This is a genomic window from Salipiger pentaromativorans, assembly GCF_024721115.1.
Lineage (GTDB): Bacteria > Pseudomonadota > Alphaproteobacteria > Rhodobacterales > Rhodobacteraceae > Salipiger > Salipiger pentaromativorans.
Window position 1 is genome coordinate 168,060 of record NZ_JAMDHK010000007.1, and the last position, 22,131, is coordinate 190,190.

Below are 22,131 nucleotides of genomic sequence, written 5' to 3' on the forward strand. Positions count from 1 at the left end.
TGCGGTCTCGGCCGCAGGAGGGATGCCCTACAGCCATGCAGGCAGGCTATCGCGGTTTATGATCTCGTCAAAGCTCGGTCTCGCGCGAATGACAGCGAATTGATCGTCTTTCACCAGAACCTCGGGGATCAATGCCCGCGTATTATACTCGCTCGACATCACCGCCCCATAGGCCCCGGCCGAGCGGAAGGCCACAAGTTCGCCTTCGCCCACCGCGGGCATCATGCGCCCCTTGGCGAAGGTGTCGCCGCTCTCGCAGACCGGTCCGACGATGTCGTAAGGTGCCTGCTCCGCCGCCGGTTGCGGCTCCACGACCGGCACGATGTCGTGATGCGCCTCGTACATGGCGGGCCGGATCAGATCGTTCATCGCGGCGTCGAGGATCAGGAAATTCCGCCCCTCGCCCTCTTTCACATAGATCACCCGGCTCACCAGAATACCGGCATTCCCGGCAATCAGCCGCCCCGGCTCGATCTCGATCTCGCAGCCCAGATGCCCCAGCTCGCGCTCGATGAGCTGGCCGTATTCCACCGGCAGCGGCGGCGCCTCGTTGCTGCGCGTATAGGGGATGCCCAGACCGCCCCCCAGATCCAGCCGCACGATCTCGTGCCCCTCCGCGCGCAGCGCCTGCGTCAGCTCCGCCACCTTGCGATAGGCCAGCGCAAAGGGTTCGAGCTCGGTGAGCTGCGAGCCGATATGCACGTCGATCCCCACCACCTTCAGCCCGGGCAGCGCCGCCGCCTCCGCATAGACGCCCCGCGCCTTGGCAATCGGAATGCCGAACTTGTTCTCGCTCTTGCCGGTGGCGATCTTGGCATGGGTCTTGGCGTCCACATCCGGGTTCACCCGCACGGTGACCGGCACCTCCACGCCCATCGACGTCGCGATCTCGGAAATCGCCCGCATCTCCGGCTCGCTCTCGATGTTGAACTGCCGCACCCCGCCTTCCAGCGCCATGCGGATCTCCTCTCGGGTCTTGCCGACCCCCGAGAACACGATCTTGTCGCCCGGCACGCCCGCCGCCTTGGCCCGCGCGTATTCCCCGCCCGAAACCACATCCATGCCCGCACCGGCCTCGGCCAGCGTCTTCAGGATCGCCTGGTTCGACGCCGCCTTCATCGCATAGCAGACCAGATGCGGCCCCCAGGCCAGCGCCTCGTCGAAAAGCCGGTAATGCCGCAGCAGCGTCGCGGTGGAATAGACATAGACCGGCGTGCCCACGGCGGCGGCGATCTCCGCCACCGGCACATCCTCGGCAAAAAGCTGCCCGTCACGATAGAGAAAATGATCCAAGCCCGCCTCCTGCGCTGACCGCGCCGCCATAGCGCAAGCCCATGACCCGCGCCACCCCCTGCCCTTCTTCTCTTGGACAAATACGCAAACCCGCCCGTGCCACAGGCACCGCGCCGGCAAAACGCGTCACGACGACCACAGGCCCGAGCCGGCGGCCAAAGGCCGGCGGCGAGACGACCCGCGCGCGCCAAAAGGCGCGCTCCGCGAGATCAGACCGGCCGCGAGCGGAACCAGAGATAAAGCGGCAGCCCGCAGCTCACACCGATGAGACAGGTGGCGGGAATCGCCCAGAGCGCCCCCCAGTTCCGCCGCACCGCCACTTCCGCCAGGATCCACAGCACCAGAACCAGCGCGGAAATCAGCAGATCCCAGGTCAGCCCGGTCACCGCGGCATTCCCGAACCAGGCATCGACCATGCCGCGCAGCGACCAGCCGGTCTGCGACAGCCAGGTGACCAGCCAGATCATCGGATGCACCGCCCCCCAAAGCGCCAGCGCCAGCCACAGATGCCGCAGCCGCAGGCTCATCGCTTGGCGATCCCGACCTCGGCGGTGCCGGTCACGCTCACGCTGAACCCGGTCTCTGCGGCCGGCTCCGGACGCACCGGATCGCCATCCGCGCCGCAGCCCGCCAGCAGCGCCACCACCGTCAAAAGCAAAAACGGTCTCATGCCAGGATCTCCTTCCAGCGCATCACCTGCTCGCGCACCCGCGTGGGCGCCGTGCCGCCATAGCTCAACCGGCTCGCCACCGAGTTGTGCACACCCAGAACATCGTAGATCCCCTCGGTGATCGAGGCACTCACAGATTGCATCTCGTCCAGAGACAGATCCGGCAGGTCGCAGCCCTTTTTCTCGGCCATCGCCACCAGCGTCCCGGTGACGTGATGCGCCTCGCGGAAGGGCAGCCCGGTCTCGCGCACCAGCCAGTCGGCCAGATCGGTGGCGGTCGAGAACCCCGCCGAGGCCGCCGCCTCCAGCGCCGCCACATTGGCCTGCATGTCCTTGACCATGCCCTCCATCGCCGCCAGCGCCAGCATCAGGTTGTCGGCGGCGTCAAAGACCTGCTCCTTGTCTTCCTGCATGTCCTTGGAATAGGCCAGCGGCAGCCCTTTCATCACCGTCATCAGCGCCACATTGGCGCCGAAGATCCGGCCGATCTTGGCACGGATCAGCTCGGCGGCGTCGGGGTTCTTTTTCTGCGGCATGATCGAGGAGCCGGTGGAAAAGCGGTCCGACAGCGCCACGAAACGGAACTGCGCCGAAGACCAGATCACCAGCTCCTCGGCAAAGCGCGACAGGTGCATGGCACAGATGCTGGCCACGCTCAGGAATTCCAGCGCGAAATCGCGGTCGCTCACCGCGTCGAGCGAGTTGGCGGCGGGTCGGGCAAAGCCCAGCGCCTCCGCGGTCATGTGCCGGTCGATGGCAAAGCCGGTGCCCGCCAGCGCCGCCGCGCCCAGCGGGCTTTCGTTCATCCGCGCCCGCGCGTCGCGGCAGCGCGAGAGATCGCGGCCGAACATCTCGACATAGGCCATCATGTGATGGCCCCAGGTCACCGGCTGCGCGGTCTGCAGATGGGTAAAGCCCGGCATCACCCAATCGGCGCCGGCCTCTGCCTGATCCACAAGCGCGCGCAGAAGCGCCAGCAGACCGCCCTCCATCGCGTCGAACTGATCGCGCACCCAGAGTTTGAAATCCGTCGCCACCTGATCGTTGCGCGACCGTGCCGTGTGCAGCCGCCCCGCCGGCTCGCCGACGATCTCCTTCAGCCGCGCCTCGACATTCATGTGAATGTCCTCCAGCGCGGTGGAAAAGGCGAAGGTCCCGCTGTCGATCTCTGACAGTACCGTGAGCAGACCTTCCCGAATGGTCTCGGCATCGCTATCACTGATGATGCCCGTGGCCGCCAGCATGGCGGCATGGGCCCTCGAGCCGGCGATATCCTGCGCCGCGAGCCGCTTGTCGAACCCGATCGAGGCGTTGATCGCCTCCATGATCGCGTCCGGCCCTGCGGCAAAGCGGCCGCCCCACATCTGGTTCGAGGAGTTATCCGACATGATCGACCTTTCCGGAGGAACAATGAGAAATCTGGCGCTTGCGCTCCTCTATACCGCCACTGCGGCGCTTGCAAATCCGGCACAGGCCGACACCGCCGCCGCCGAGGCCGCCCGTACCGGCGAGATGCGCAAGCTCGGCTTCCATGCCTCCCCGAAACCCGTCGGGAGCAACGATTTCGTCACCTTCGACGGCGCGCCGCTCAACCTGGCCGACTGGAAGGGAAAATGGGTTCTGGTGAACTTCTGGGCGACCTGGTGCGCCCCCTGCAAGAAAGAGATGCCGACGCTCTCGGCGCTACAGCAGTCCATGGGCGGCGAGAGTTTCGAGGTGCTCACCATCGCCACCGGCCGCAACCCGCCGCCCGCGATGCAGGAATTCTTCGAGGAAGAGGGCATCGACAACCTGCCGCTGCACCGCGATCCCGGCGCCGCGCTGGGGCGGCAGATGGGCGTTCTGGCGCTGCCCGTCACCGTGATCCTGAATCCCGAAGGCGAAGAGGTCGCGCGGCTGATGGGCGAGGCCGACTGGGGCTCGGAAAGCGCCCTCGCGGTGCTGTCGGCCCTCATCGGCCCCGAGGGCTGAGGCAGACCCGAGACGAAAAACGGGGCGGGTCTGACCCCGCCCCGCGCACTCGTTAAAACAACACAGCCGTCCGGCCCCACCGGTTTCCGCCGGGCCGGGCGCTCAGCGCAGCGCGATCAGGATACGCCGCGAGCGGGTCTTCTTTCCGCTGCGGTGGTCCTTGCGCCAGCCCTTCCGGGCGACGCCGAAACGATCCAGCTCCAGCGCACCCGTGGCCACCAGCCCATCGAGCCCCCATTCCTTCCACGCCAGCCCCAGCGCGGTTTCCTGAGTCACCCGTTCGCGGGATTCGCGGAACCCGTCGGAATGAACGATGACATAGCTGCACATCCCGAGGGTGCGGGCACAACGATACGGCACATAGCGCGTCACCTGCCCTTCGGCAGAGACGCCGCGCACCGTTTCGCCCCGGTCATTTGTGAAGTAGCTGCCCACATAGACCAGGGTCTCGCCCTTTCCCTCGTAGGTGTCGAACCGGAACAGCCCCGCGTCACGGCCTCTGGCCACATGGCTCAGAAAGCGCCCGCCCTCCTCCTCCATCACCATCAGCGATCCAGGCGCCATGCGCGCGGTCTGCCAAGCGATCTCGGCTGGAAGCGGCGTGGCGGTCAGACCGGCCAGCAAGGCAAGGATTTGGGCGCGCATCCGCATACGGCTCCGGTTCAGCGGCCCCCACCGCTAACCGACCCTTTGCGAAAACCCCGGCAAGACGCAAGCACGCGCCGCAATTCCGCCACAAACCGCAGCGGCCGACGGACAATGCCGCCGGCCGCCTTGAAACTTCACACTCAAACCGAACAATCGCGCCCTGAAATTGCCTCAATCGAAGCGATCAGGCGCGCGCTCCCGAGCAGGACGATTCGCCTGCCCGGAAACCCGGAAACTCATTCCGCCAGAACCTCGCCCGAGGGGCGCGGAGTTGCAGCGGTTTCGGCGGGCAGGATGGGATAGACCACATCCGGCACCTCGCCGGTCAGCGCATCGAGGAAGGCCACGATGTTATCGACCTCTTCGCCGCTCAGCTCGGCACCGAGCTGCGAGCTGGCCATGATCTCGACGGCGGTCCGCAGATCCCACACCTTGCCGGAATGGAAATAGGGCGCGGTCACCGCGATGTTGCGCAGCGGCGCGGCGCGGAAGACATATTCGTCATCCACCGTTTCGGTCACCGCAAAGCGGCCCTTGTCGCCTTCGGGCAAAACATCGGCGCCCGGCTTCTCGATCAGCCCGAACGGATAATAGCTGTGGCCGCCGACATTGATGCCGTTGTGGCAGGACGCACAGCCCGCGTCGATGAAGGTCTGCAACCCGGCAATCTGCTGCTCGCTCATCGCCGCATCGTTGCCGTTCAGCCAGGCGTCGAAAGGCGCGGGGGTCAACAGCGTGGCCTCATAGGCCTCGATCGCCTTGGCGAAATTGTCGAAGGTGACCGGGTCGGCCTCCTGCGGGAACGAGGCCCGGAACCACGTCTGATATTGCGGCATCGAGTTCAGCGTGGCGATGACGTTCTCCGGCGTGTTGGCCATTTCGACCCCCGCCTGCACCGGCCCCTTGGCCTGCTCGGCAAGGTCGGCGGCACGGCCATCCCAGAACTGCGCCTCGTTGAACACGGCGTTCAGCACCGTGGGCGCGTTGCGCGGCCCTTTCTGCCAGCCGTGACCGATGGAGGTTTCGAGGTTGTCGTCGCCGCCGGTCGCGAGGTTGTGGCATGAGTTGCACGAAAACACCCCCGAGGCGGACATGCGCGGATCGAAGAACAGCGCCTTGCCCAGCGCGATCTTCTCGTCGGTGATCGGGTTGTCGCTGACGGCGGGAGTCGTCGAGGGCAGCGGCGAAAAGAGATCGAGCGCGTCAGCGCGCAGATCCTGCGCGGCGGCGGTCTGGGCACCGAGGATAAGAGCGAGAGCCGTGACCGAAAGCGTCTGTTTGGGGAACATGCTTGTCTCCGTTGGGTCCGATGGGCGTCGCGCGTGTCGTTTTAGAATTGTTATAGATCGGGACCTCGCGAATCCTTGATCCACCGCAAGCCCGGGGTCGCAGAATAGCGCGTAGAGGGCCCCGAGCGCCGGAGAGCACCCCCAGAAAAACTCATTTTTGTTAAATTACATCAAATTATTAACGATCCATCTCGACCGTTTCCAAAGCCCTTCCGGAAGGCAAAGGCAGGTCTTGCGGCCTCCTGTGACGTGACGGAAGACGGACAGAAATTTGTGGGATCAGCGACAGTAGGATCCGCTGCGGTAGCGCGCGGTATCAAAGTGGAAATGGTCTTCGTGATAGCCATCGGAGCCCGGGCCCAGAACCGTCCCGAAGGTGCCGCAGGCAGCGCTGTGCATCTTGCGCAGGGCGCGGCCCTTGCCGCCCTGTCCCCAGTCCCGCAGCACGCTCATTTCGCTGCCGTCCCTCAGCCGGATCGCCGCGATGTCGATGGCACGGCCCTTGCCGTGCTCGCTGACCTTGGCGCCGGGCTGGTTGTTGCGCGTGCGGCAGGCGTAATGCGCCGCGACCCGCAGCCCGGACACCCCGCCGCCCTGGGTGCCGACCGCCGGCTTCACCGCGCGGTTGACCCATTGCTTGAGCGCCTTGGCGGTGGTGCAGTCCATCACCGCCTGCTGGCTGAGCGCCACCCCCGAAACCGAGCGCAGCCTGACCGCGTCGCTGACGCCGCAGGCCGCGATCTTTCCGGGCACATAGCCGATGGCCTCACCCTGAAGATCCACATCGCCGCAAACCGCGCCGCGCGCCCGTTCGCGGCGCTTGGCCATCACCCGCTCGACCATGGACTCCGGCCGCAGCAACGGGCGCAGCGACAGGCCGATGGCCTGCGGCGACCGCGCTGCGAATGCCTGCGACCGGGCAATCGACAGCGCCGCCTCTTCGGGCACGAACCCGGGCACGCCCGCCGCTTTCAGTTCCTGTGCGAGATTCCGGTGCAGCAGCGCTTCAAGCGCCGCAGGCCGTGCGACGGGTCGGCGCTGCGTGACAAGTGCCGGGCTCTCTTCCGGGTCAAGGGCGGCCTGCTCGGGCCCCGGCGGCACGATCGCTTCGAGAAGGCGCAGAGGCGGGCGCGGTGACGTTTCGGGCGCACCGGCGAGACTCTGGGTCGCAAGGACCGCCGCCAGTACCAAACCCCACATCACTCGCATCGTCACTCTGCCTTCTTGATCCGTCCGAAATCCGGGGCATCGGTGTCTTGCCCCGCCTGCAGGATACCACGACGGATTTCCCGTGTGTGGGTGAAATAATCGAACAGCGTATCACCATCGCCGGTGCGGATCGCCCGTTGCAGCGCGAACAGCTCTTCGGTGAAGCGCCCGAGGATCTCCAGCGCGGCGTCCTTGTTGGTCAGGAAGACGTCGCGCCACATGGTCGGGTCGGAGGCCGCGATCCGGGTGAAGTCGCGGAAACCGGCGGCGGAGAACTTGATCACTTCCTGGTCCGAAACGCGGCGCAGATCGTCCGCCACACCCACCATCGTATAGGCGATAAGATGGGGAACGTGGCTCACGACCGCGCAGACCAGATCGTGGTGTTCGACCTCCATGCGCTCGGTATTGGCGCCCAGCGCCCGCCAGAACGCTTCCAGCCGTTCGGTCGCCTCTTCGCGCGCGCCATGGGGTACGATCAGGCACCAGCGGTTGTCGTAGAGCTGCGCAAACCCCGCCTCGGGGCCGGAATGCTCGGTGCCGGCCATGGGGTGGGCGGGCACGAAATCGACGCCTTCCGGGATATGCGGCCCCACCGCCTCGATCACCGCCTTTTTCACCGAGCCCACATCGGTCACGGTGCAGCCTGGTTTCAGATGCGGCGCGATGGCCTCGGCCACCCGGCCCATGGCACCCACCGGCACGGCAAGCACCACCAGATCGGCATCCTTCACCGCCTCTTCGGCGCTGTCGCAAACGGTGTCGCAAAGCCCGATGCGGCGCGCGGTGTCGCGGGTTTCCGCGCTGCGCGCATAGCCGGTGACATGCGCTTCCATGCCCGCGCGTTTCATCGCCCAGAACATCGACGAGGCGATCAGCCCCAGCCCGATCAGCGCAACCCGTTGGTAGCTCATCGCTCTCCCGCCTTGAACAGACCGATGCAATGCGCCACGCGGCGGCAGGAGGCCTCGTCCCCCACGGTGATGCGCAGCGCGGCGGGCAGCTTGTAGCCGGTCACCCGGCGCACCAGAATGCCCTGCGACTGAAGATAGGTGTCGCAGGCGCCGGCCTCGTCGGCATCGCCAAACCGCGCCAGCACGAAATTCGCGGTGGAGGCGTCGGAGGGCACACCGTGTTCGGCCAGCGCCTCGGCGAGCCAGGCCCGCAGGCGGCTGTTTTCCTCGCGGCTCTTTTCCACATAGGCAGTGTCGCGGATCGCCGCCTCGGCGGCGGCCAGCGCCACGGTGGACAGGTTGAAGGGCTGGCGGATGCGGGTCAGCACGTCGATGATTTCTTTCGGCCCGTAGCCCCAGCCGACGCGCATGCCGCCCAGCCCGTAGAGCTTGGAGAAGGTGCGGGTCATGAAGACATTGTCCCGCGCCTCGACCAGACGGGCACCACCGTCGTAGCCCTCGACATATTCCGCATAGGCACCGTCGAGTACGAGGATCGCCTGCGGCGGAATGTTGGCCGCCAGGCGCTCGATCTCGGCCATGCCGATCATCGTGCCGGTTGGGTTGTTGGGATTGGCGATGAAGACGAGCCTGGTGCGTTCGTTGCAGGCGGCGAGGATGTGGTCCACGCAGACCACGCGCTCGCGCTCGGCGACCTCGATGGGCGTCGCGCCGACCGCATGGGCCAGCAGGCGATACATGGCAAAGCCGTGTTCGGTGTGGATCACCTCGTCGCCGGGGCCCGCATAGGCCTGGCAGAGAAACTGTAGCACCTCGTCGGAACCCACGCCGCAGATGATCCGCCCGGCAGCGAGGCCGTGCACCCCGGCGATTGCCTCGCGCAGCGCCGCATGGTCGGTGGAGGGGTAGCGATGCATCTCATGCACCGCGCGGCGCACCGCTTCCTGCGCCGCGGGGGACGGGCCGAACGGGTTCTCGTTCGAGCTGAGCTTGATGACGTTGGACACGCCCTCGACGTTCGACTTCCCGCCCACATAGAGCGCGATTTCCATGATGCCGGGCTGCGGTTCGATACCAGCCATGATGCCACCCTCAAAAATGTGCCGGGCCGTTCTAGCTTGCGGGCGCGGCCAAGACCAGCCTTGTCCGGCGCAAGGCCGGGATGCGAGAAAATTCGGACGAATTTTCTCCGGTCGATGTCCTGCTCTAAGGATTTTCGTGACGAAAATCCTTAGAGCGCGGGCCGTCAGGTCGCCAGAACGTTGCGGAAGGCCCAGGGCTCGCTCTCGTCGATGTCCTCGGGGAAATGTTCCCAGCGGTCCTGCAACGGCGTCCAGTCGGTGTAATGCGCCTCGACCGGGCCGAGATAGGGTTTCTGCACCTCGAGACAGCGGGCATGATCCATCTCGTCGGTCTCGACGATCCCGGCCTCGGGGTTCTCCAGCGCCCAGACCATGCCCGCAAGCACGGCGCTCGTGACCTGAAGCCCGGTGGCGTTCTGATAAGGCGCCAGATCGCGGGTCTCGTCATTGGACAGGCGCGAGCCATACCAGAGCGCGTTCTTCTCGTGCCCGTAAAGCAGCACACCCAGCTCGTCGATGCCCTCGACGATCTCGTCCACGTCGAGAATGTGATGCTGCGTCTGCTGCCGGCCCGATCCGAACATCTCGTGCAGGCTGAGTACCGCGTCGTCGCAGGGGTGATAGGCGTAGTGGCAGGTGGGCCGGAACTCAGGCCCGCTGGCAGGACCCACGGTGTAGTAATCCGAGATCGAAATCGCCTCGTTATGGGTCACCAGGAAGCCGAACTGCGGACCCGGGGTCGGGCACCAGGTGTGCACGCGGGTGATGGCGCCGGGACGCTCCAGCCAGATCCCCGCCTGACAGCCGCTGTCGTAGCTGTGGCCGTTCTCCGGGAACCAGCGCTCATGCGTGCCCCAGCCCAGTTCGGCGGGCTGGAACCCCTCGGCGATGAACCCCTCGACCGACCAGGTGTTCACGAAGACATTGCGCGGACGCGGCTGGCGGCGAGCCTGGGTATCGCGCTCGGCGATATGCACCCCCTTTACGCCCAGCTCCCTCATCAGCCTTGCCCAGCCGGCACGATCCGCCGGGGCCTCCGCCTCGCGACCCGTGTCTCTGGCAAGCGTCAGCAGCGCCTCTTTCACGAACCAGCTCACCATGCCCGGGTTGGCGCCGCAGCAGCTCACCGCCGTCGTGCCGCCGGGATTGGCCGCCTTCTCGTCGCGCACCTTCTGGCGCAGCGCGTAATTGGTGCGGTCGGCGTTGTCCTGGGTGTCGAAATAGAACCCCGCCCAGGGCTCGACCACGGTGTCGATATAAAGCACGCCGATCTCGCGGCAGAAGGTCATGATGTCGAGCGACGAGGTATCGACCGAGAGGTTCACGCAGAACCCGTTGCCCCCGGAAAACAGCCTGCCCAGAACCTCGCGGTAATTCTCCGGGGTCAGCGAGACCTGCAGGTGGTTCAGCTTGTGCTGGCGCAGGAAATTGGCCTGACGCGCATCCGGTTCGATCACCGTGAACTTGTCGGCGTCGTAATCGAAATGCCGCTCGATCAGAGGCCAGGTCCCCTTGCCGATCGACCCGAAGCCGATCATCACGATGGGGCCGTCGATGCGGCCGTAGACGGGGTACTCTTGTGCCATGCGTCATCCCTCCTGAAGAGCCGGTGGCGCGCCTCTAGGGCACCCTCCCCGGGGTTGCAACCAGCAAGCCGCCTGCACTCAGACGACCACCTCGCGGCGCTCCTGTTCGCCGACCCCGAACACCCGCTTGTAGCGCGCGATCTCGGTCTGCGGTCCCATCGCCTTGTTGGGATTGTCCGACAGCTTGACCGTGGGATGGCCATTGGCGCTGACCGCCTTGCAGACCAGGCTGAACGGCGCCAGCCGGTCGTCCGTCGTCAGACCGCGGAAATCATTGGTCAGAAGCGTGCCCCAGCCGAAGGAAACCCGCACCCGCCCCGAGAATTTCCGGTAGAGATCCAGAATCTTGTCCGCGTCGAGCCCGTCGGAAAAGATCACCAGCTTGCGCGTCGGATCCTCGCCCCGCTCCTTCCACCAGTCGATGGCGATCTCGGCGCCGCGCTCGGGATCGCCGCTGTCGATGCGGATCCCCGTCCAGCCGGCCAGCCAGTCGGGCGCGCGTTTCAGAAACCCCTCGGTGCCGTAGGTGTCGGGCAGGATGATCCGCAGATTGCCCTCGTGCTCCTTGTGCCAGTCGGCCAGCACGTCATAGGGCGCACGCGCCAGCGCCTCGTCATCCTCGGCCAGCGCCGCATAGACCATGGGCAGTTCATGCGCGTTGGTGCCGATGGCCTCGAGATCGCGGTTCTTGGCGATCAGGCAGTTCGACGTTCCGGTAAAGTTGCTTCCCAGCCCCTCGACCATCGCCTGCACGCACCAGTCCTGCCACAGAAAACTGTGCCGCCGCCGCGTGCCGAAATCGGCGATCTTCACGCCCGGCTGCTCGCGCAGACGCTCGATCTTTTCCCAGAGCTTGGTGGCCGCCCGGGCATAAAGCACCTGCAACTCGAATTTCTTCATCTCGTTCAGAACGGCCCGGCCGCGCAGTTCCATCAGCACCGCCAGCGCCGGGATTTCCCACAGCATGACCTCGGGCCAGGATCCTTCGAAGGTCAGTTCATACTGATCGCCCACCCGTTCGAGGAAATAGGGCGGCAGTTGCAGGTTCTCGAACCACTCCATGAAATCTGGCCGGAACATCTGGCGCTTGCCATAGAAGGTATTGCCCCGCAGCCAGGTGCTTTCGCCACGGGTCAGCGACAACGAGCGGATATGGTCGAGCTGTTCGCGCAGCTCGCCCTCGTCGATCAGCTTGGCCAGGGGCACGTGTTTCGACCGGTTGATCAGACTGAAGGTCACCTGCGTGCCGGGACGGTTGTGAAACACGGACTGGCACATCAACAGCTTGTAGAAATCGGTGTCGATCAGCGACCGAACGATCGGATCGATCTTCCACTTGTGGTTCCAGACTCTTGTGGCGATTTCCAAAGCGAGGCCTCCGGCGCAGGGGTCGGTCCCTCTGATAAGCCATCCGGCGCCGGGGGGCCAAGCGGTTTCTCCCGCGCCTGCGCCCGGGCCAGGGCCGACAGCAATGCGCTCTTGCGCAGCGGCTTGCCCAGAAAATCGTCCATCCCGGCGGCAAGACAGGCCTCGCGGTCGCTGTCGAAGGCATTGGCGGTCAGCGCGATGATCCAGGGCTGACGCACCGCCATCGACCGCACGAAACGCGTGGCGGCCAGCCCGTCCAGCACCGGCATGGACATGTCCATCAGCACCACGTCGGGCTGGGTGGCGCGGACCTGTTCGACCGCGTCGCGACCGTTCAGCACCTCGCTGATCTCGATCGGCTGATCTTCGAGAAAGCGGCGCACCAGCAGCCGGTTCGTGCCATTGTCCTCGGCCAGCAGCAGGCGCATCGGCTGCACCGCGCGCTGCGCCGGAGGCGCGGCGGGCGCCGGCGCAGAGCGGCCCGTTTCGCGGCCAAGCCGCACCGTCAGCTCGAAACAGGCACCGGGCGGCTGCCCCGGCACCAGCCGCAGCCCACCGCCCATGCGCATCGCAAGCTGGCGCGAGATCGCAAGGCCCAGCCCGGTGCCGCCGTAGCGCCGCGTGGTCTCTGCATCGGCCTGTTCGAACTGTTCAAAGATCTGCCCCGCACGCGCGGCGGGCACACCGATGCCGGTGTCCTGCACGGTGACCACCAGATCGACCCCCGCCGCGTCGGGCAGCGCCCGGGTCGTCAGCGTCACGCCGCCGGCCTCGGTGAACTTCACCGCATTGCCCAGCAGGTTGATCAGGATCTGCCGCAGCCGCCCGCTGTCGCCGCAGACCCTCTCGGGCAAGGGCGTTTCGTGGCAGATGTCGAGGAACAGACCCTTCTCGCGTGCCTGCGGTCGCAGAATATCCGCCGCGTCGCGGAGACAGGCCGCAAGCGAAAACGGTTCGGCCACGATCGTCAGCTTCTCCGCCTCGAGCTTCGAATAATCGAGAATGTCGTTGATGATCTTCAGCAGCGCCTCGGCGGATTTCCGGATCGTCGCGGTGTAGAGCTTCTGGTCCCGGTCCAGCGCGCCCTCGGCCAGCAGATCCGCCATGCCGATGATTCCGTTCATCGGCGTGCGGATCTCGTGGCTCATCGTGGCCAGAAAGGCGGCCTTGGCCCGGGCGCCGGCCTCGGCGCGTTCCTTGGCATCGGCCAGCTCTGCCGCGCGCGCGCGGGCCTCGGTGATATTGCGGTCGACCACGATCACCTTCTCGACACCGCCGCCGGGGCTGAACACCGGCGCAAAGGCCGCCTCGACCCAGATCGTCTCGCCCGCCCGCGTGTAGTTCAGGATCTCCCGGCGCAGCGATTCCCCCGAGGTCACCCGGCGCGCGATCTCGGTCAGATCGGCCATGTCGCTCTCCGGCCCCGATAGCAGCTCGGTCGGCGTGCGACCCACCGCCTCGGCGGAGCGATAGCCCTTCTGACGGGTGAACCCCTCGTTCACCCAGAGAATCCGCAGGTCCGAATCCGTCAGCATGATCGCATCGTTCGCGTGCCGGGCCACCAGCGCAAGCTGGCGCACCTCGTCCTGCGAGGCCTGCAGATCGCGGTTGGCGCGGGACAGCGCGGCCTGGCCTTCCAGCAGGCTGCGGCTGTCCTCGGTGCGCCGCCGCTCGGCCCCGTCGACAAAGCGCAGGAAGACATAGGAAATGAAGCCGATCATCGACAGCCCGAAGAAATTGTAGATCAGCCCCGCCCCGGTTTCCTGCACCAGCACCTCGGCGGCGAAGCCGATGATCGCGGCGCCGGTGTAGACCGCGATCCGGACGCGGGTCGCCAAAGGGTGATAGCGGCGCACCACGCCCGCGTTCAGCACCGCCGCGGCGAGAAAGGAGAAGCTGAAGAGCGAGGCCTCGCCACCCTCGGCGGTGAACTGGGCAATCACCACCGTGGCCGAGATGGTCACCGCCTGAAACCCCGCAGAGACCGCACTGAACACGATCAGCCGCGCCACCGGAACCCCGCGCGCCAGCGCGCCCGGCACCCGGCGCAGCACCACGCAATCCACCGCCTCGCCCAGAAACACGAGCGCCAGCGTCAGAAGGCCGATCAGCGGCGAGACCAGCAGCGCCAATGCCAGCGAGCCGACCACCGTGGCGATCTGCCGGGGCGCGAAATGCCGGACGCGCCCGCGCGCGTAGCGGCGCAGCAGCCCTTCCGGGCTGTTGACCGCCTCGAACTGGGCGAGCGACTGATTCTTCGCGATCCGGCTCTGCGGCATCTCGGGGGGCTTCCGGTCCTTGGTCCGGATCTTCTAGCCCCGCGCTGGTTAAAAAATCGGCAACCGCCGTCAGGCGAGCGTCACCCCTGCCGCCGCCATGCCCGCGCGCGCCGCCGCCAGCGACCCGTCGAGATCGATGGCCCGGCAGGCGCTTTCCAGAACCGTGACCTCGAAGCCCAGTTTCGCGGCATCCACGGCCGAGAAATTCACGCAGAAATCGGTGGCGAGCCCGACCATGGTCAGCCGGTCGATGCCACGGCTGCGCAGATAGCCGTCCAGCCCGGTCGAGGTCGTGTGATCGTTCTCGAAAAAGGCCGAATAGCTGTCGATCTCCGGACGAAAGCCCTTGCGGACAATCAGATCGGCGCGGTCGGTGTCGAGCGCCGGGTGAAAGGCCGCGCCGGGCGTGCCCTGAACGCAGTGATCGGGCCACAGCACCTGCGGGCCATAGGGCATCTCGATCATCGCGAACGGCGCCTTTCCCGCATGCCCGCTGGCAAAGGAGGAATGCCCCGCCGGATGCCAGTCCTGGGTCAGAATGACGGCGTCATAGGACGCCATCATGGCATTCACCGGCGCCACGATCTCGTCCCCGCCCGCAACTGCGAGCGCGCCGCCCGGGCAGAAGTCGATCTGGACGTCGATGACGATAAGCGCGTGCATGAGGGTCTCCTGGATTTTGGCGGCGCCGGGCCGGCGCGGCAATCCTCCCGCTTGCCCCGCGCGGATGCAAGGCGTATCTCGGCGCCCATGTTCACCGTCTGCGCCCTTTACCACTTCACCCGGTTCGAAGACCCCGACGCGCTGCGCGCGCCGCTGCTGGCGCTTTGCGGCGCGCACGCCGTCACCGGCACGCTGCTGCTGGCGCAGGAAGGGATCAACGGCACCATCGCCGGCCCGCGCGCGGGCATCGACGCGGTGCTGGCCCATATCCGCGCCCTGCCCGGATGCGCCGGGATCGAGTGGAAGCTCTCCACCGCCACCGAGCGCCCCTTTGCCCGCATGAAGGTGCGGCTGAAGCGCGAGATCGTGACCATGGGCCAACCCGATGTCGATCCGCTCGCCCGGGTCGGCCATTACATCGACCCGTCCGACTGGAACGATCTGATCCGCGCGCCGGATGTGGCGGTGATCGACACCCGCAACGATTACGAGGTCGCCATCGGAACCTTCGAGGGCGCCGTCGATCCGCAGACCGCCAGTTTCCGCGACTTCCCCGCCTGGTGGGACGCGAACAAGGCGCGCTTTCACAACAAGCGCATCGCGATGTTCTGCACCGGCGGCATCCGCTGCGAGAAATCCACCAACTGGCTGCTGGGTCAGGGGGTCGAGGAGGTCTACCACCTCAAGGGCGGCATCCTGAAATATCTCGAGGAGGTGCCGGCGGAAGAGAGCGCCTGGCAGGGCGCGTGCTTTGTCTTCGACGGGCGAGTCTCGGTCGGGCACGGGCTGCGCGAGGGGCCGCATCTGCTCTGCCATGCCTGCCGCCGTCCGATCCTGCCCGAAGACCGCGACCGCCCGGAATACGAGCACGGGGTGTCCTGCCATCACTGCATCGCCGAGACCTCGGACGAGGACAAGGCGCGGTTCCGCGAGCGGCAGAAGCAGATCGCGCTCGCCCGCGCGCGGGGCGAACGGCACCTGCATGCGGATGTGCCGGACGAGTCCGGTCTCTGACGCCCGGACGCCTGACCCCGGGCCGCTGATCTCCGGCGCTCAGAAGTAGCTGCGCACCAGCGATCCGGCGAGCAGCGACCAGCCGTCGGCGATCACGAAGAAGGCCAGCTTGAACGGCAGCGAGACGATGGCGGGCGGCACCATCATCATGCCCATCGACATCAGCACCGCCGCGACCACCAGGTCGATGATCAGGAAGGGCAGGAAGATCAGAAAGCCGACCTGAAAGGCGCGCGCGATCTCGGACAGCATGAAACTGGGGATCAGCACCGAAAGCGGCGCTTCGGGGGCCAGCGCCGTGCCCGCCGCATCCGGGCGCAGATCGGCCATATTGGCAAAGGTCTCGGGATCGGTGCGCGCCGCCATGAAGCCCCGGAACGGCTCCAGCGTGCGGTCCAGCGCCTCCGCGACGCCGATCTGCTCGTCGACAAGCGGTTGCAGCCCGTTCTGCCAGGCGGCGGTAAAGGTGGGCTCCATCACGAAATAGGTCAGGAACAGCGCCAGGCTGACGATCAGCATATTGGGCGGCGATTGCTGCAGCCCCACGGCCTGCCGCAGAATCGACAGGACGGTGACGAGGAAGGGAAAGCAGGTCACCATGATCGCGATGCCGGGCGCGAGGCTCAGCAGCGTGATCAGGGCGATGAGCTGCAGGCTCGCCGCGGTGACCGACCCGCTCCCGCCCAGATCGAGCGTGATCTCCTGCGCCCCCGCCGGGCCGGCCAGCAGCACCGCCGGCAACAGGAGGACGGATAACAGCATGCGCATGGGTCAGGCGGGGCTTTGCAGATCGACCACTTCGGTCAGGCGCACCGCAAGCTGGCCGTTCTCCGCCCCCTCGAGCACTTCGAGCGCGCCGATCCCGATCAGCCGGTCGCCGACATAAAGCTCCACCGGATCCTCGAGCCGCTTGTCGAGCGTCAGCACCGATCCTTCGCCGAGCTTCAGCAGATCGCGCACCAGCGGCCGGGCGCGGCCGACCGAAACGGTGATCTCGATGGGAACCGAGGTGAAGGGGGTCGCGGCTTCGGGCCGCGCGGCGGCGGGCTGGTCATCCATTTGCGGTTTTCCTCCGGTTGTCATGCACAAAACCCTGCACCGCCTGGGCGACGTCCCGCACAAGGCCGCTGAGGTCGATCTGCTTTTCGATGTCGCCAAAGCGGATGTCGGCCTGCCCTTCGGCGAGGGTCCCGTCCTCGGCGAGTTTCAGCGGAAATCCGAAATCCGTCTCGAGCAGCGGCAGCACCGTCTCGGCACTGCCCGGCGCCACCGCGATCACCACGTCAAGCGCGCCGATCTCGCGCGCCATGGCGCGAAGCTGCTCCGCGATATGCGGCCCCAGCGTCTCGCGCAGCAGGGCGGGCAGCAGCGTGCCCACCACGTCTTCGAGCAGGGGCGCGATGCCGTTGAGCACCTGGCTATACGCCTCGTGATAGGTGAAGGACAGATCCTGCAAATTTTGCGCAAAATCGCTGGCGATCCGCGCGTGATCGTCGTTCTGCGCCTTGATCGCGTCGTCCCACCCGGCGCGGTAGCCGGACTCGAACGCTTCCAGCCGGGCGGTTTCGAGCGCGTTGTCGTCATGCAGGACCGGGCCCGCTTCGGGCCGCGCCGGGGCCGCGCCGAAATCCTCCAGAAACGCGCCGAGCCGGGTCATTGCGCCTCTTCCTTCTCATCCAGCCAGCTCCGCAGGATTTCGACGGTCTCGCTCTTGCGCTCTTCGATCAGGTTGCGCAGCCGCTCCACCGGATCCTCTTCGACGGGGGCGTCGAAATCGACCATGCCCATGCCGCCGAAACCCTCGCCGCTGCCCAGCGTCGGCAAGGGCGCGAAATCGTCCTCCTCCGAGGCGATCTCGCCATCGAGCGCCGGCACGGCCTCGCCCCCCGGGGCGCCCAGAACCAGCGCGCCGCCGGGGCCTGCCAGCGCCGCGCGCGCCGGGGCGGTGAGGATCGGGCGCACCACGAAGAGGCCGAGAATCAGCGCCACCACAGCCAGCACGCCCATCTGGATCAGCGTCATCGGGTCGAGCGGCATCGAGAACCAGCCGGGTTCGATGGGCCCGGTGCCCAGGCCTTCGGGGCGTTCGAAGGGCAGCGAGCGAATGGTGATCTCGTCGCCACGCTCCTGCTCGAAGCCCACGGCCGAGGCGACCAGATCGCGCAGCGCGCTCAGTTCGGCCTCGGGCAGCGGCACAAATTGCTGCGTGCCGTCCGCGGCGGCCTGATAGCTGCCATTGACCAGAACCGCCACGGTCAGCCGCTTCACCGCGCCGGGCATGCGGGTGATTTCGCGCGTCGTCTCGGACACTTCGTAATTGACCCGTTCCCGCGTCTCGCTGTTCTGGCTCGACGAGCTGTCGCCGCCCCCGGCCTGACCGTCGGGCAGATTCGAGGCCACGGTCACATCGCCGCCGCCGGTATCCTGAGAGGTGCTGCTCTGCTCCTCGGTATCGGTGGAAATCGCCACGCGGCCCTCGGGATCGAACTGGCGCTGGCGGATCGTTTCGCTTTCGGTGACCGTATCGACGCTGACCTCGACCACCGCATTTCCGAGCCCAACCCGCGCCTCGACCAGCCGCTGCACCCGATCGCGCATCTGCGCCGCCTTGTCCTCGGCGGTGGGGCCGGTGCCCGCCTCGTCCTCGGCCCCGATCAGCCCGCCCTTGCTGTCGATCACCGCCACATCCTCGGGCATCAGCCCGGGCACCGCCGAGGCAACCAGATATTTCAGCGCCCGCGCCTGCGGCGCCGACAGCACCTCGCCGGTGGTGGTGACCGAGATCGAGGCCGAGGGCGTGACGTCGCGCTGGAAGGGATTCGCCGAGGAATTGGCGATATGCACGCGCGCCGCCGCGATATAGGGGCTGGCCACGATGGTGCGGGCCAGCTCGCCCTCCTTCGCACGCCAGTAGGCGGCATCGAACATCTGCGAGGTCGTGCCGAATCCGGACAGCCCGTCGAGCAGCTCGTACCCTTGGTTGGAGTTCGCCGGCAGCCCCTCGCTCGCCAGCGTCAGCCGCAGCGTGTCGCGCTGCGGCTCGGGGACGAAGATCGCGCCGCCGCGCACTTCGTAAGGCACGCCGCGGCTTTCCAGCGCCTCGACCACCTCGCCCGCGGCGCCGTTTTCCAGCCCCGCGTAAAGCAGCGCCATGGCGGGCGACGCGGCCATGCGCGCCATCGCCAGCACAGCCAGCACCACCGCCAGGGCGGCGCCAATGACAATCACCCGACGCCGCGCGCCCAAGCCATCCCAGATTGTCGCGATCTGCTGCAAGGCCAACCTCCGTTCCGACCGTTCTGCTCGGTGACCGCATCATTGGACCATCAGCCTTAACAATCGGTTAGTTCCTGCGCGGCTATAACGGTCCCAGGTTGAAAACGAGGTCAGCCATGAGCGATGCCACTGCCGACACCCCGGCCGAAGACGACGCGCCAGCGAAAAAACCGTCCAGACTGCCGCTGATCATCGGCCTCGTTCTGGCGCTCGCCGGCGGCGGCGGCGGGTTCTACGCGACCTGGTCGGGGCTGATCCCCCTGGGCGGCGGCGCACCAGCGGCAGAGGGGCACGCGGCGCCCGACACGCATGGTGCCCCCGACGCGCATGGCGATGCCGGCGCGATGGCCGACGTCGCCTTCGTCGAACTGCCGCAGCTCATCATCTCGATGGGCTCGACCGCGGATCTCCACCACCTGCGGTTCCGCGCGAGTCTCGAGGTCGCGCCACAGCATGCTGCCGAGGTGTCGGCGCTGCAGCCGCGGGTGATGGATGTGCTGAACACTTATCTGCGCGCGCTCGCCCCCGCGGATATCGAGGCGCCGGGCGCGCTGATCAAGCTGCGTTCGCAGATGCTGCGCCGCGTCCAGCTTGTCGCCGGAGACGGCCGCGTGCGCGACCTGCTGGTTCTGGAATTCGTGCTGACCTGAAGGGGATTGGAATGGACATGATTGCCGACATCCTGCTTGCCGCCGGCGCCCTGGGCGCCGGTTTCTACTGTTTCGTGCTGTCCCGGCGGCTGTCGACCTTCACCGATCTCGAAAAAGGCGTCGGCGGCGCGGTCGCGGTGCTCTCGGCGCAGGTCGACGACCTGACCCGCACGCTGAGCGCCGCGCAAAGCGCCGCCAGCGATTCCTCGGTCTCGCTCGAGGGGTTGACCACCCGGGCCGAGGATGTCGCCCGGCGGCTGGAGCTGATGCTGGCCTCGATGCACGATCTGCCCGGCGACCCCGACCCGCCCGCGCCTCAGGAAAGCGCCGAGCCGATGTTCTTCCGGCGCCCCGGCGCGGGAGGCTCACGATGATTCCTCTGCTCCGGAAATTCGGCAAAGCCCGGAAATCCCGTCCCGGCAAGGGCGTTCTGGCGGTGATCGGCGGGCTGCTCATCGCCTCCGCCGTGGCCCGGGTCGGCGTGCAGGCGGGTGCCGCTCTGGCACTCGAAGGCGGCGATCCCGCCCCCGCAGCCGCGCATGACACCGGCCAGACCCAGACATCGGATCTGCCCGGCTGCGCGGCGGAGGAAGACATTGCGCCGATTCTCGAGGCGCTGCGGCAGCGCGAGGCGCGGGTCGCCAAGCGCGAGGCCGATATCCAGACGCGCATGCAGGCGCTCTCGGTCGCCGAAGCGGAGATCGAGCGCAAGATGACCGCCATGGAAGAGGCCGAGCAAAAGCTCCGCGCGACCCTGGCCATGGCGCAGAACGCCGCCGAGGACGACGTCTCGCAGCTCACCCAGGTCTATGCCACGATGAAGCCGAAGCAGGCCTCGGCACTGTTCGAGGAGATGGATCCGGAGTTCGCCGCCGGCTTCCTCGGGCGCATGCGGCCCGATGCGGCGGCTGCGATCATGGCGGGTCTCACACCGCAAAAAGCCTATACGATCAGCGTCCTGCTGGCAGGCCGGAATGCCGGGGCCCCGAAGGAATAGCGCCCCGGCCGGGCGGTCAGGAGGCGCGGGCGGCAAAAGCCTCGATCTGGGCCGCGGGCAGCGCACCCGATTGCCGGCCCGCCTCGCGCCCCTTGGCAAAGGCGATCAGCGTGGGGATGCCGCGAATCCCGAAGGAGGCCGCCGCCTGCGGGTGCATTTCGGTGTTCACCTTGACCAGCCGCGCCTTGCCCTTCAGCGATCCGGCGGCCTTGGAAAACTCCGGCGCCATCATCCGGCAGGGCCCGCACCAGGGCGCCCAGAAATCCACCACAAGCGGCATTTCGTCGGTGCGAATCGCCTTGGCGAGCGTCTCGGCATCCAGTTCGCGCGCCTTGCCCTCGACCAGAGCCGCGCCGCAGGTGCCGCATTTCGGCCCCGCATCCAGCCGTTCCGCGGGAACGCGATTCGTCTGACCGCATTCAAAACAGACCATTTTGACCATCGCAGGCCCCTTTCTCCACATTCCAGTTATGATATATGTGTCTTGCACGCCATCGTGACAATCCCCTGGGGAAACTGTGCATTGATTTCGCGTTTTCCATGAGGACAATGAGAGAGCTGTCACCCAGAAATTCGAGTTATGCCCATGATCACCCGTCGTAAATTTGTCGCCAGCGCCGCGGCAGGCACCGTTCTCGCCGCCGCCGCCCCGGCCTCTGCATTCGAAGTCGATCCGAAATTCCGGCCGCAAGCGGTGCGGATCAAGAACGATCTCACCCCCGGTCAGATCCTCATCCTGCCTCGCGCGCATTTCCTTTACTACGTCTCCGGCCCCGGTCAGGCGATCCGCTACGGTGTGGGCGTCGGCAAGGCGGGGCTGGAATTCACCGGCGATGCCATCATCCAGGTGAAAAAGGAATGGCCGACCTGGCGCCCCACCCAGGAGATGATCGAGCGCGATCCCGGCGCCTATGGCAAGTTCAAGGGCAACGACTATGTCCAGCCCGGCGGCCCCGGCAATCCGCTTGGCGCGCGCGCGCTCTACCTGTTCCAGAACGGCCGCGACACGTTCTTCCGCATCCATGGCACCACGGCCCCGCAGTCGATCGGACGGTCGGTGTCGAACGGCTGTATCCGCATGCTCAACGAACATGTGATCGACCTGTACAACCGGGTTCCGCTCGGAACGCCCGTCACCGTGCTCTAAGCCCGGTCCGGTTCAAGATGCAGCGGCGCTCCGAAACGGGCGCCGCCTTCGTGTCTGGCGCCGTATTCCCTGAAA

At 66.8% G+C, this 22,131-nt stretch carries 24 protein-coding genes; 6 read left to right on the forward strand and 18 right to left on the reverse strand.

The window, feature by feature from the left end; all coding sequences use genetic code 11:
• Positions 1-27: 27 nt before the first annotated feature.
• The 4 genes from lysA to argH all read right to left on the reverse strand — a co-directional run bounded on the left by lysA (position 28) and on the right by argH (position 3,351).
• Positions 28-1,293, reverse strand: a complete 1,266-nt coding sequence (gene lysA, locus M4578_RS13230; RefSeq protein ID WP_258093751.1) for a diaminopimelate decarboxylase — start codon at positions 1,291-1,293, stop codon at positions 28-30.
• A 209-nt stretch (positions 1,294-1,502) separates the two neighbouring features.
• On the reverse strand, positions 1,503-1,820 hold the full coding sequence (locus M4578_RS13235; RefSeq protein ID WP_258093752.1) for a DUF2834 domain-containing protein: 318 nt from the start codon (positions 1,818-1,820) through the stop codon (positions 1,503-1,505).
• Positions 1,817-1,963, reverse strand: coding sequence for an argininosuccinate lyase (locus M4578_RS13240; RefSeq protein ID WP_258093753.1), 147 nt, complete (start codon positions 1,961-1,963; stop codon positions 1,817-1,819). Before M4578_RS13240 ends, M4578_RS13235 begins: the two co-directional genes overlap by 4 nt.
• Positions 1,960-3,351: an argininosuccinate lyase gene (gene argH, locus M4578_RS13245; protein WP_258093754.1), complete on the reverse strand. Its 1,392-nt coding sequence runs from the start codon at positions 3,349-3,351 to the stop codon at positions 1,960-1,962. The genes M4578_RS13240 and argH overlap by 4 nt, the downstream gene beginning before the upstream one ends.
• Positions 3,352-3,373: 22 nt before the next feature.
• Here argH and M4578_RS13250 point away from each other — a divergent pair, with 22 nt between their 5' ends.
• The gene (locus M4578_RS13250) at positions 3,374-3,934 is read left to right on the forward strand and encodes a TlpA family protein disulfide reductase (RefSeq protein WP_258093789.1); all 561 of its coding nucleotides are present in this window, start codon (positions 3,374-3,376) and stop codon (positions 3,932-3,934) included.
• Positions 3,935-4,036: 102 nt separating this feature from the next.
• On the opposite strand, the gene M4578_RS13255 is transcribed toward M4578_RS13250, so the two are convergent.
• From M4578_RS13255 to pncA, 9 genes are all read right to left on the reverse strand, one after another.
• Positions 4,037-4,579 carry a hypothetical protein gene (locus tag M4578_RS13255; RefSeq protein ID WP_258093755.1) on the reverse strand — a complete coding sequence of 181 codons (543 nt, stop codon included), beginning with the start codon at positions 4,577-4,579 and terminating at the stop codon, positions 4,037-4,039.
• Positions 4,580-4,818: 239 nt separating this feature from the next.
• On the reverse strand, positions 4,819-5,871 hold the full coding sequence (locus M4578_RS13260) for a cytochrome-c peroxidase (RefSeq protein WP_258093756.1): 1,053 nt from the start codon (positions 5,869-5,871) through the stop codon (positions 4,819-4,821).
• A gap of 279 nt (positions 5,872-6,150) precedes the next feature.
• A complete protein-coding gene (locus M4578_RS13265; protein WP_258093790.1) occupies positions 6,151-7,080 on the reverse strand; it encodes an extensin-like domain-containing protein in 930 nt (309 codons plus the stop codon).
• Between the two features lie 2 nt (positions 7,081-7,082).
• Complete coding sequence (locus M4578_RS13270; protein ID WP_258093757.1) at positions 7,083-7,994, reverse strand: prephenate/arogenate dehydrogenase family protein; 912 nt, start codon at positions 7,992-7,994, stop codon at positions 7,083-7,085.
• Positions 7,991-9,076 carry a histidinol-phosphate transaminase gene (hisC, locus tag M4578_RS13275; RefSeq protein WP_274705622.1) on the reverse strand — a complete coding sequence of 362 codons (1,086 nt, stop codon included), beginning with the start codon at positions 9,074-9,076 and terminating at the stop codon, positions 7,991-7,993. The genes M4578_RS13270 and hisC overlap by 4 nt, the downstream gene beginning before the upstream one ends.
• Before the next feature lie 164 nt (positions 9,077-9,240).
• Positions 9,241-10,662, reverse strand: coding sequence for a homospermidine synthase (locus tag M4578_RS13280; RefSeq protein WP_258093758.1), 1,422 nt, complete (start codon positions 10,660-10,662; stop codon positions 9,241-9,243).
• 78 nt (positions 10,663-10,740) lie between these two features.
• Entirely contained in the window at positions 10,741-12,030 is a 1,290-nt protein-coding gene (gene pncB, locus M4578_RS13285) for a nicotinate phosphoribosyltransferase (RefSeq protein ID WP_258093759.1), read from the reverse strand.
• Complete coding sequence (locus M4578_RS13290) at positions 11,967-14,309, reverse strand: hybrid sensor histidine kinase/response regulator (protein WP_258093760.1); 2,343 nt, start codon at positions 14,307-14,309, stop codon at positions 11,967-11,969. Before M4578_RS13290 ends, pncB begins: the two co-directional genes overlap by 64 nt.
• Positions 14,310-14,378: 69 nt before the next feature.
• A complete protein-coding gene (pncA, locus tag M4578_RS13295) occupies positions 14,379-14,972 on the reverse strand; it encodes a bifunctional nicotinamidase/pyrazinamidase (protein ID WP_258093761.1) in 594 nt (197 codons plus the stop codon).
• 87 nt (positions 14,973-15,059) lie between these two features.
• On the opposite strand from pncA, the gene trhO reads away from it, so the two are divergent.
• A complete protein-coding gene (gene trhO, locus M4578_RS13300; protein WP_258093762.1) occupies positions 15,060-15,986 on the forward strand; it encodes an oxygen-dependent tRNA uridine(34) hydroxylase TrhO in 927 nt (308 codons plus the stop codon).
• 39 nt (positions 15,987-16,025) lie between these two features.
• Here the strand turns inward: trhO and fliP are convergent, their stop codons facing one another.
• The 4 genes from fliP to fliF are packed head-to-tail and all read right to left on the reverse strand — an operon-like array spanning position 16,026 to position 19,262.
• Positions 16,026-16,748: a flagellar type III secretion system pore protein FliP gene (fliP, locus tag M4578_RS13305; RefSeq protein WP_420854812.1), complete on the reverse strand. Its 723-nt coding sequence runs from the start codon at positions 16,746-16,748 to the stop codon at positions 16,026-16,028.
• 9 nt (positions 16,749-16,757) lie between these two features.
• The gene (locus tag M4578_RS13310; protein ID WP_258093764.1) at positions 16,758-17,045 is read right to left on the reverse strand and encodes a FliM/FliN family flagellar motor switch protein; all 288 of its coding nucleotides are present in this window, start codon (positions 17,043-17,045) and stop codon (positions 16,758-16,760) included.
• On the reverse strand, positions 17,038-17,643 hold the full coding sequence (locus M4578_RS13315) for a FliH/SctL family protein (RefSeq protein WP_258093765.1): 606 nt from the start codon (positions 17,641-17,643) through the stop codon (positions 17,038-17,040). The genes M4578_RS13310 and M4578_RS13315 overlap by 8 nt, the downstream gene beginning before the upstream one ends.
• Entirely contained in the window at positions 17,640-19,262 is a 1,623-nt protein-coding gene (gene fliF, locus M4578_RS13320) for a flagellar basal-body MS-ring/collar protein FliF (RefSeq protein WP_258093766.1), read from the reverse strand. The genes M4578_RS13315 and fliF overlap by 4 nt, the downstream gene beginning before the upstream one ends.
• Before the next feature lie 116 nt (positions 19,263-19,378).
• Between fliF and M4578_RS13325 the strand changes: the two genes are divergently transcribed.
• The 3 genes from M4578_RS13325 to M4578_RS13335 are packed head-to-tail and all read left to right on the forward strand — an operon-like array spanning position 19,379 to position 20,909.
• Entirely contained in the window at positions 19,379-19,912 is a 534-nt protein-coding gene (locus M4578_RS13325) for a flagellar basal body-associated FliL family protein (protein WP_258093767.1), read from the forward strand.
• An 11-nt stretch (positions 19,913-19,923) separates the two neighbouring features.
• On the forward strand, positions 19,924-20,286 hold the full coding sequence (locus M4578_RS13330) for a hypothetical protein (protein WP_258093768.1): 363 nt from the start codon (positions 19,924-19,926) through the stop codon (positions 20,284-20,286).
• Positions 20,283-20,909 (forward strand): MotE family protein, encoded by a 627-nt coding sequence (locus M4578_RS13335; RefSeq protein ID WP_258093769.1) that lies wholly within the window; start codon positions 20,283-20,285, stop codon positions 20,907-20,909. Before M4578_RS13330 ends, M4578_RS13335 begins: the two co-directional genes overlap by 4 nt.
• 16 nt (positions 20,910-20,925) lie before the next feature.
• Here the strand turns inward: M4578_RS13335 and trxC are convergent, their stop codons facing one another.
• Positions 20,926-21,351, reverse strand: a complete 426-nt coding sequence (gene trxC, locus M4578_RS13340) for a thioredoxin TrxC (RefSeq protein ID WP_258093770.1) — start codon at positions 21,349-21,351, stop codon at positions 20,926-20,928.
• A gap of 144 nt (positions 21,352-21,495) precedes the next feature.
• Here trxC and M4578_RS13345 point away from each other — a divergent pair, with 144 nt between their 5' ends.
• Positions 21,496-22,056: a L,D-transpeptidase gene (locus M4578_RS13345; RefSeq protein ID WP_258093792.1), complete on the forward strand. Its 561-nt coding sequence runs from the start codon at positions 21,496-21,498 to the stop codon at positions 22,054-22,056.
• The last annotated feature ends 75 nt before the right edge of the window (positions 22,057-22,131 follow it).

Excerpts from the sequence above, each read along its gene's own strand:
- M4578_RS13310 (WP_258093764.1), bottom strand. The coding sequence starts at position 17,045 with ATGGATGACCAGCCCGCCGCCGCGCGGCCCGAAGCCGCGACCCCCTTC.
- M4578_RS13335 (WP_258093769.1), top strand. The coding sequence starts at position 20,283 with ATGATTCCTCTGCTCCGGAAATTCGGCAAAGCCCGGAAATCCCGTCCC.
- M4578_RS13290 (WP_258093760.1), bottom strand. The coding sequence starts at position 14,309 with ATGCCGCAGAGCCGGATCGCGAAGAATCAGTCGCTCGCCCAGTTCGAG.
- M4578_RS13260 (WP_258093756.1), bottom strand. The coding sequence starts at position 5,871 with ATGTTCCCCAAACAGACGCTTTCGGTCACGGCTCTCGCTCTTATCCTC.
- hisC (WP_274705622.1), bottom strand. The coding sequence starts at position 9,076 with ATGGCTGGTATCGAACCGCAGCCCGGCATCATGGAAATCGCGCTCTAT.
- M4578_RS13270 (WP_258093757.1), bottom strand. The coding sequence starts at position 7,994 with ATGAGCTACCAACGGGTTGCGCTGATCGGGCTGGGGCTGATCGCCTCG.
- M4578_RS13315 (WP_258093765.1), bottom strand. The coding sequence starts at position 17,643 with ATGACCCGGCTCGGCGCGTTTCTGGAGGATTTCGGCGCGGCCCCGGCG.
- M4578_RS13255 (WP_258093755.1), bottom strand. The coding sequence starts at position 4,579 with ATGCGCGCCCAAATCCTTGCCTTGCTGGCCGGTCTGACCGCCACGCCG.
- pncA (WP_258093761.1), bottom strand. The coding sequence starts at position 14,972 with ATGCACGCGCTTATCGTCATCGACGTCCAGATCGACTTCTGCCCGGGC.
- M4578_RS13325 (WP_258093767.1), top strand. The coding sequence starts at position 19,379 with ATGAGCGATGCCACTGCCGACACCCCGGCCGAAGACGACGCGCCAGCG.
- argH (WP_258093754.1), bottom strand. The coding sequence starts at position 3,351 with ATGTCGGATAACTCCTCGAACCAGATGTGGGGCGGCCGCTTTGCCGCA.
- M4578_RS13280 (WP_258093758.1), bottom strand. The coding sequence starts at position 10,662 with ATGGCACAAGAGTACCCCGTCTACGGCCGCATCGACGGCCCCATCGTG.
- M4578_RS13240 (WP_258093753.1), bottom strand. The coding sequence starts at position 1,963 with ATGAGACCGTTTTTGCTTTTGACGGTGGTGGCGCTGCTGGCGGGCTGC.
- M4578_RS13345 (WP_258093792.1), top strand. The coding sequence starts at position 21,496 with ATGATCACCCGTCGTAAATTTGTCGCCAGCGCCGCGGCAGGCACCGTT.
- fliP (WP_420854812.1), bottom strand. The coding sequence starts at position 16,748 with ATGCTGTTATCCGTCCTCCTGTTGCCGGCGGTGCTGCTGGCCGGCCCG.
- trxC (WP_258093770.1), bottom strand. The coding sequence starts at position 21,351 with ATGGTCAAAATGGTCTGTTTTGAATGCGGTCAGACGAATCGCGTTCCC.
- trhO (WP_258093762.1), top strand. The coding sequence starts at position 15,060 with ATGTTCACCGTCTGCGCCCTTTACCACTTCACCCGGTTCGAAGACCCC.
- M4578_RS13330 (WP_258093768.1), top strand. The coding sequence starts at position 19,924 with ATGGACATGATTGCCGACATCCTGCTTGCCGCCGGCGCCCTGGGCGCC.
- M4578_RS13250 (WP_258093789.1), top strand. The coding sequence starts at position 3,374 with ATGAGAAATCTGGCGCTTGCGCTCCTCTATACCGCCACTGCGGCGCTT.
- M4578_RS13265 (WP_258093790.1), bottom strand. The coding sequence starts at position 7,080 with ATGCGAGTGATGTGGGGTTTGGTACTGGCGGCGGTCCTTGCGACCCAG.
- M4578_RS13235 (WP_258093752.1), bottom strand. The coding sequence starts at position 1,820 with ATGAGCCTGCGGCTGCGGCATCTGTGGCTGGCGCTGGCGCTTTGGGGG.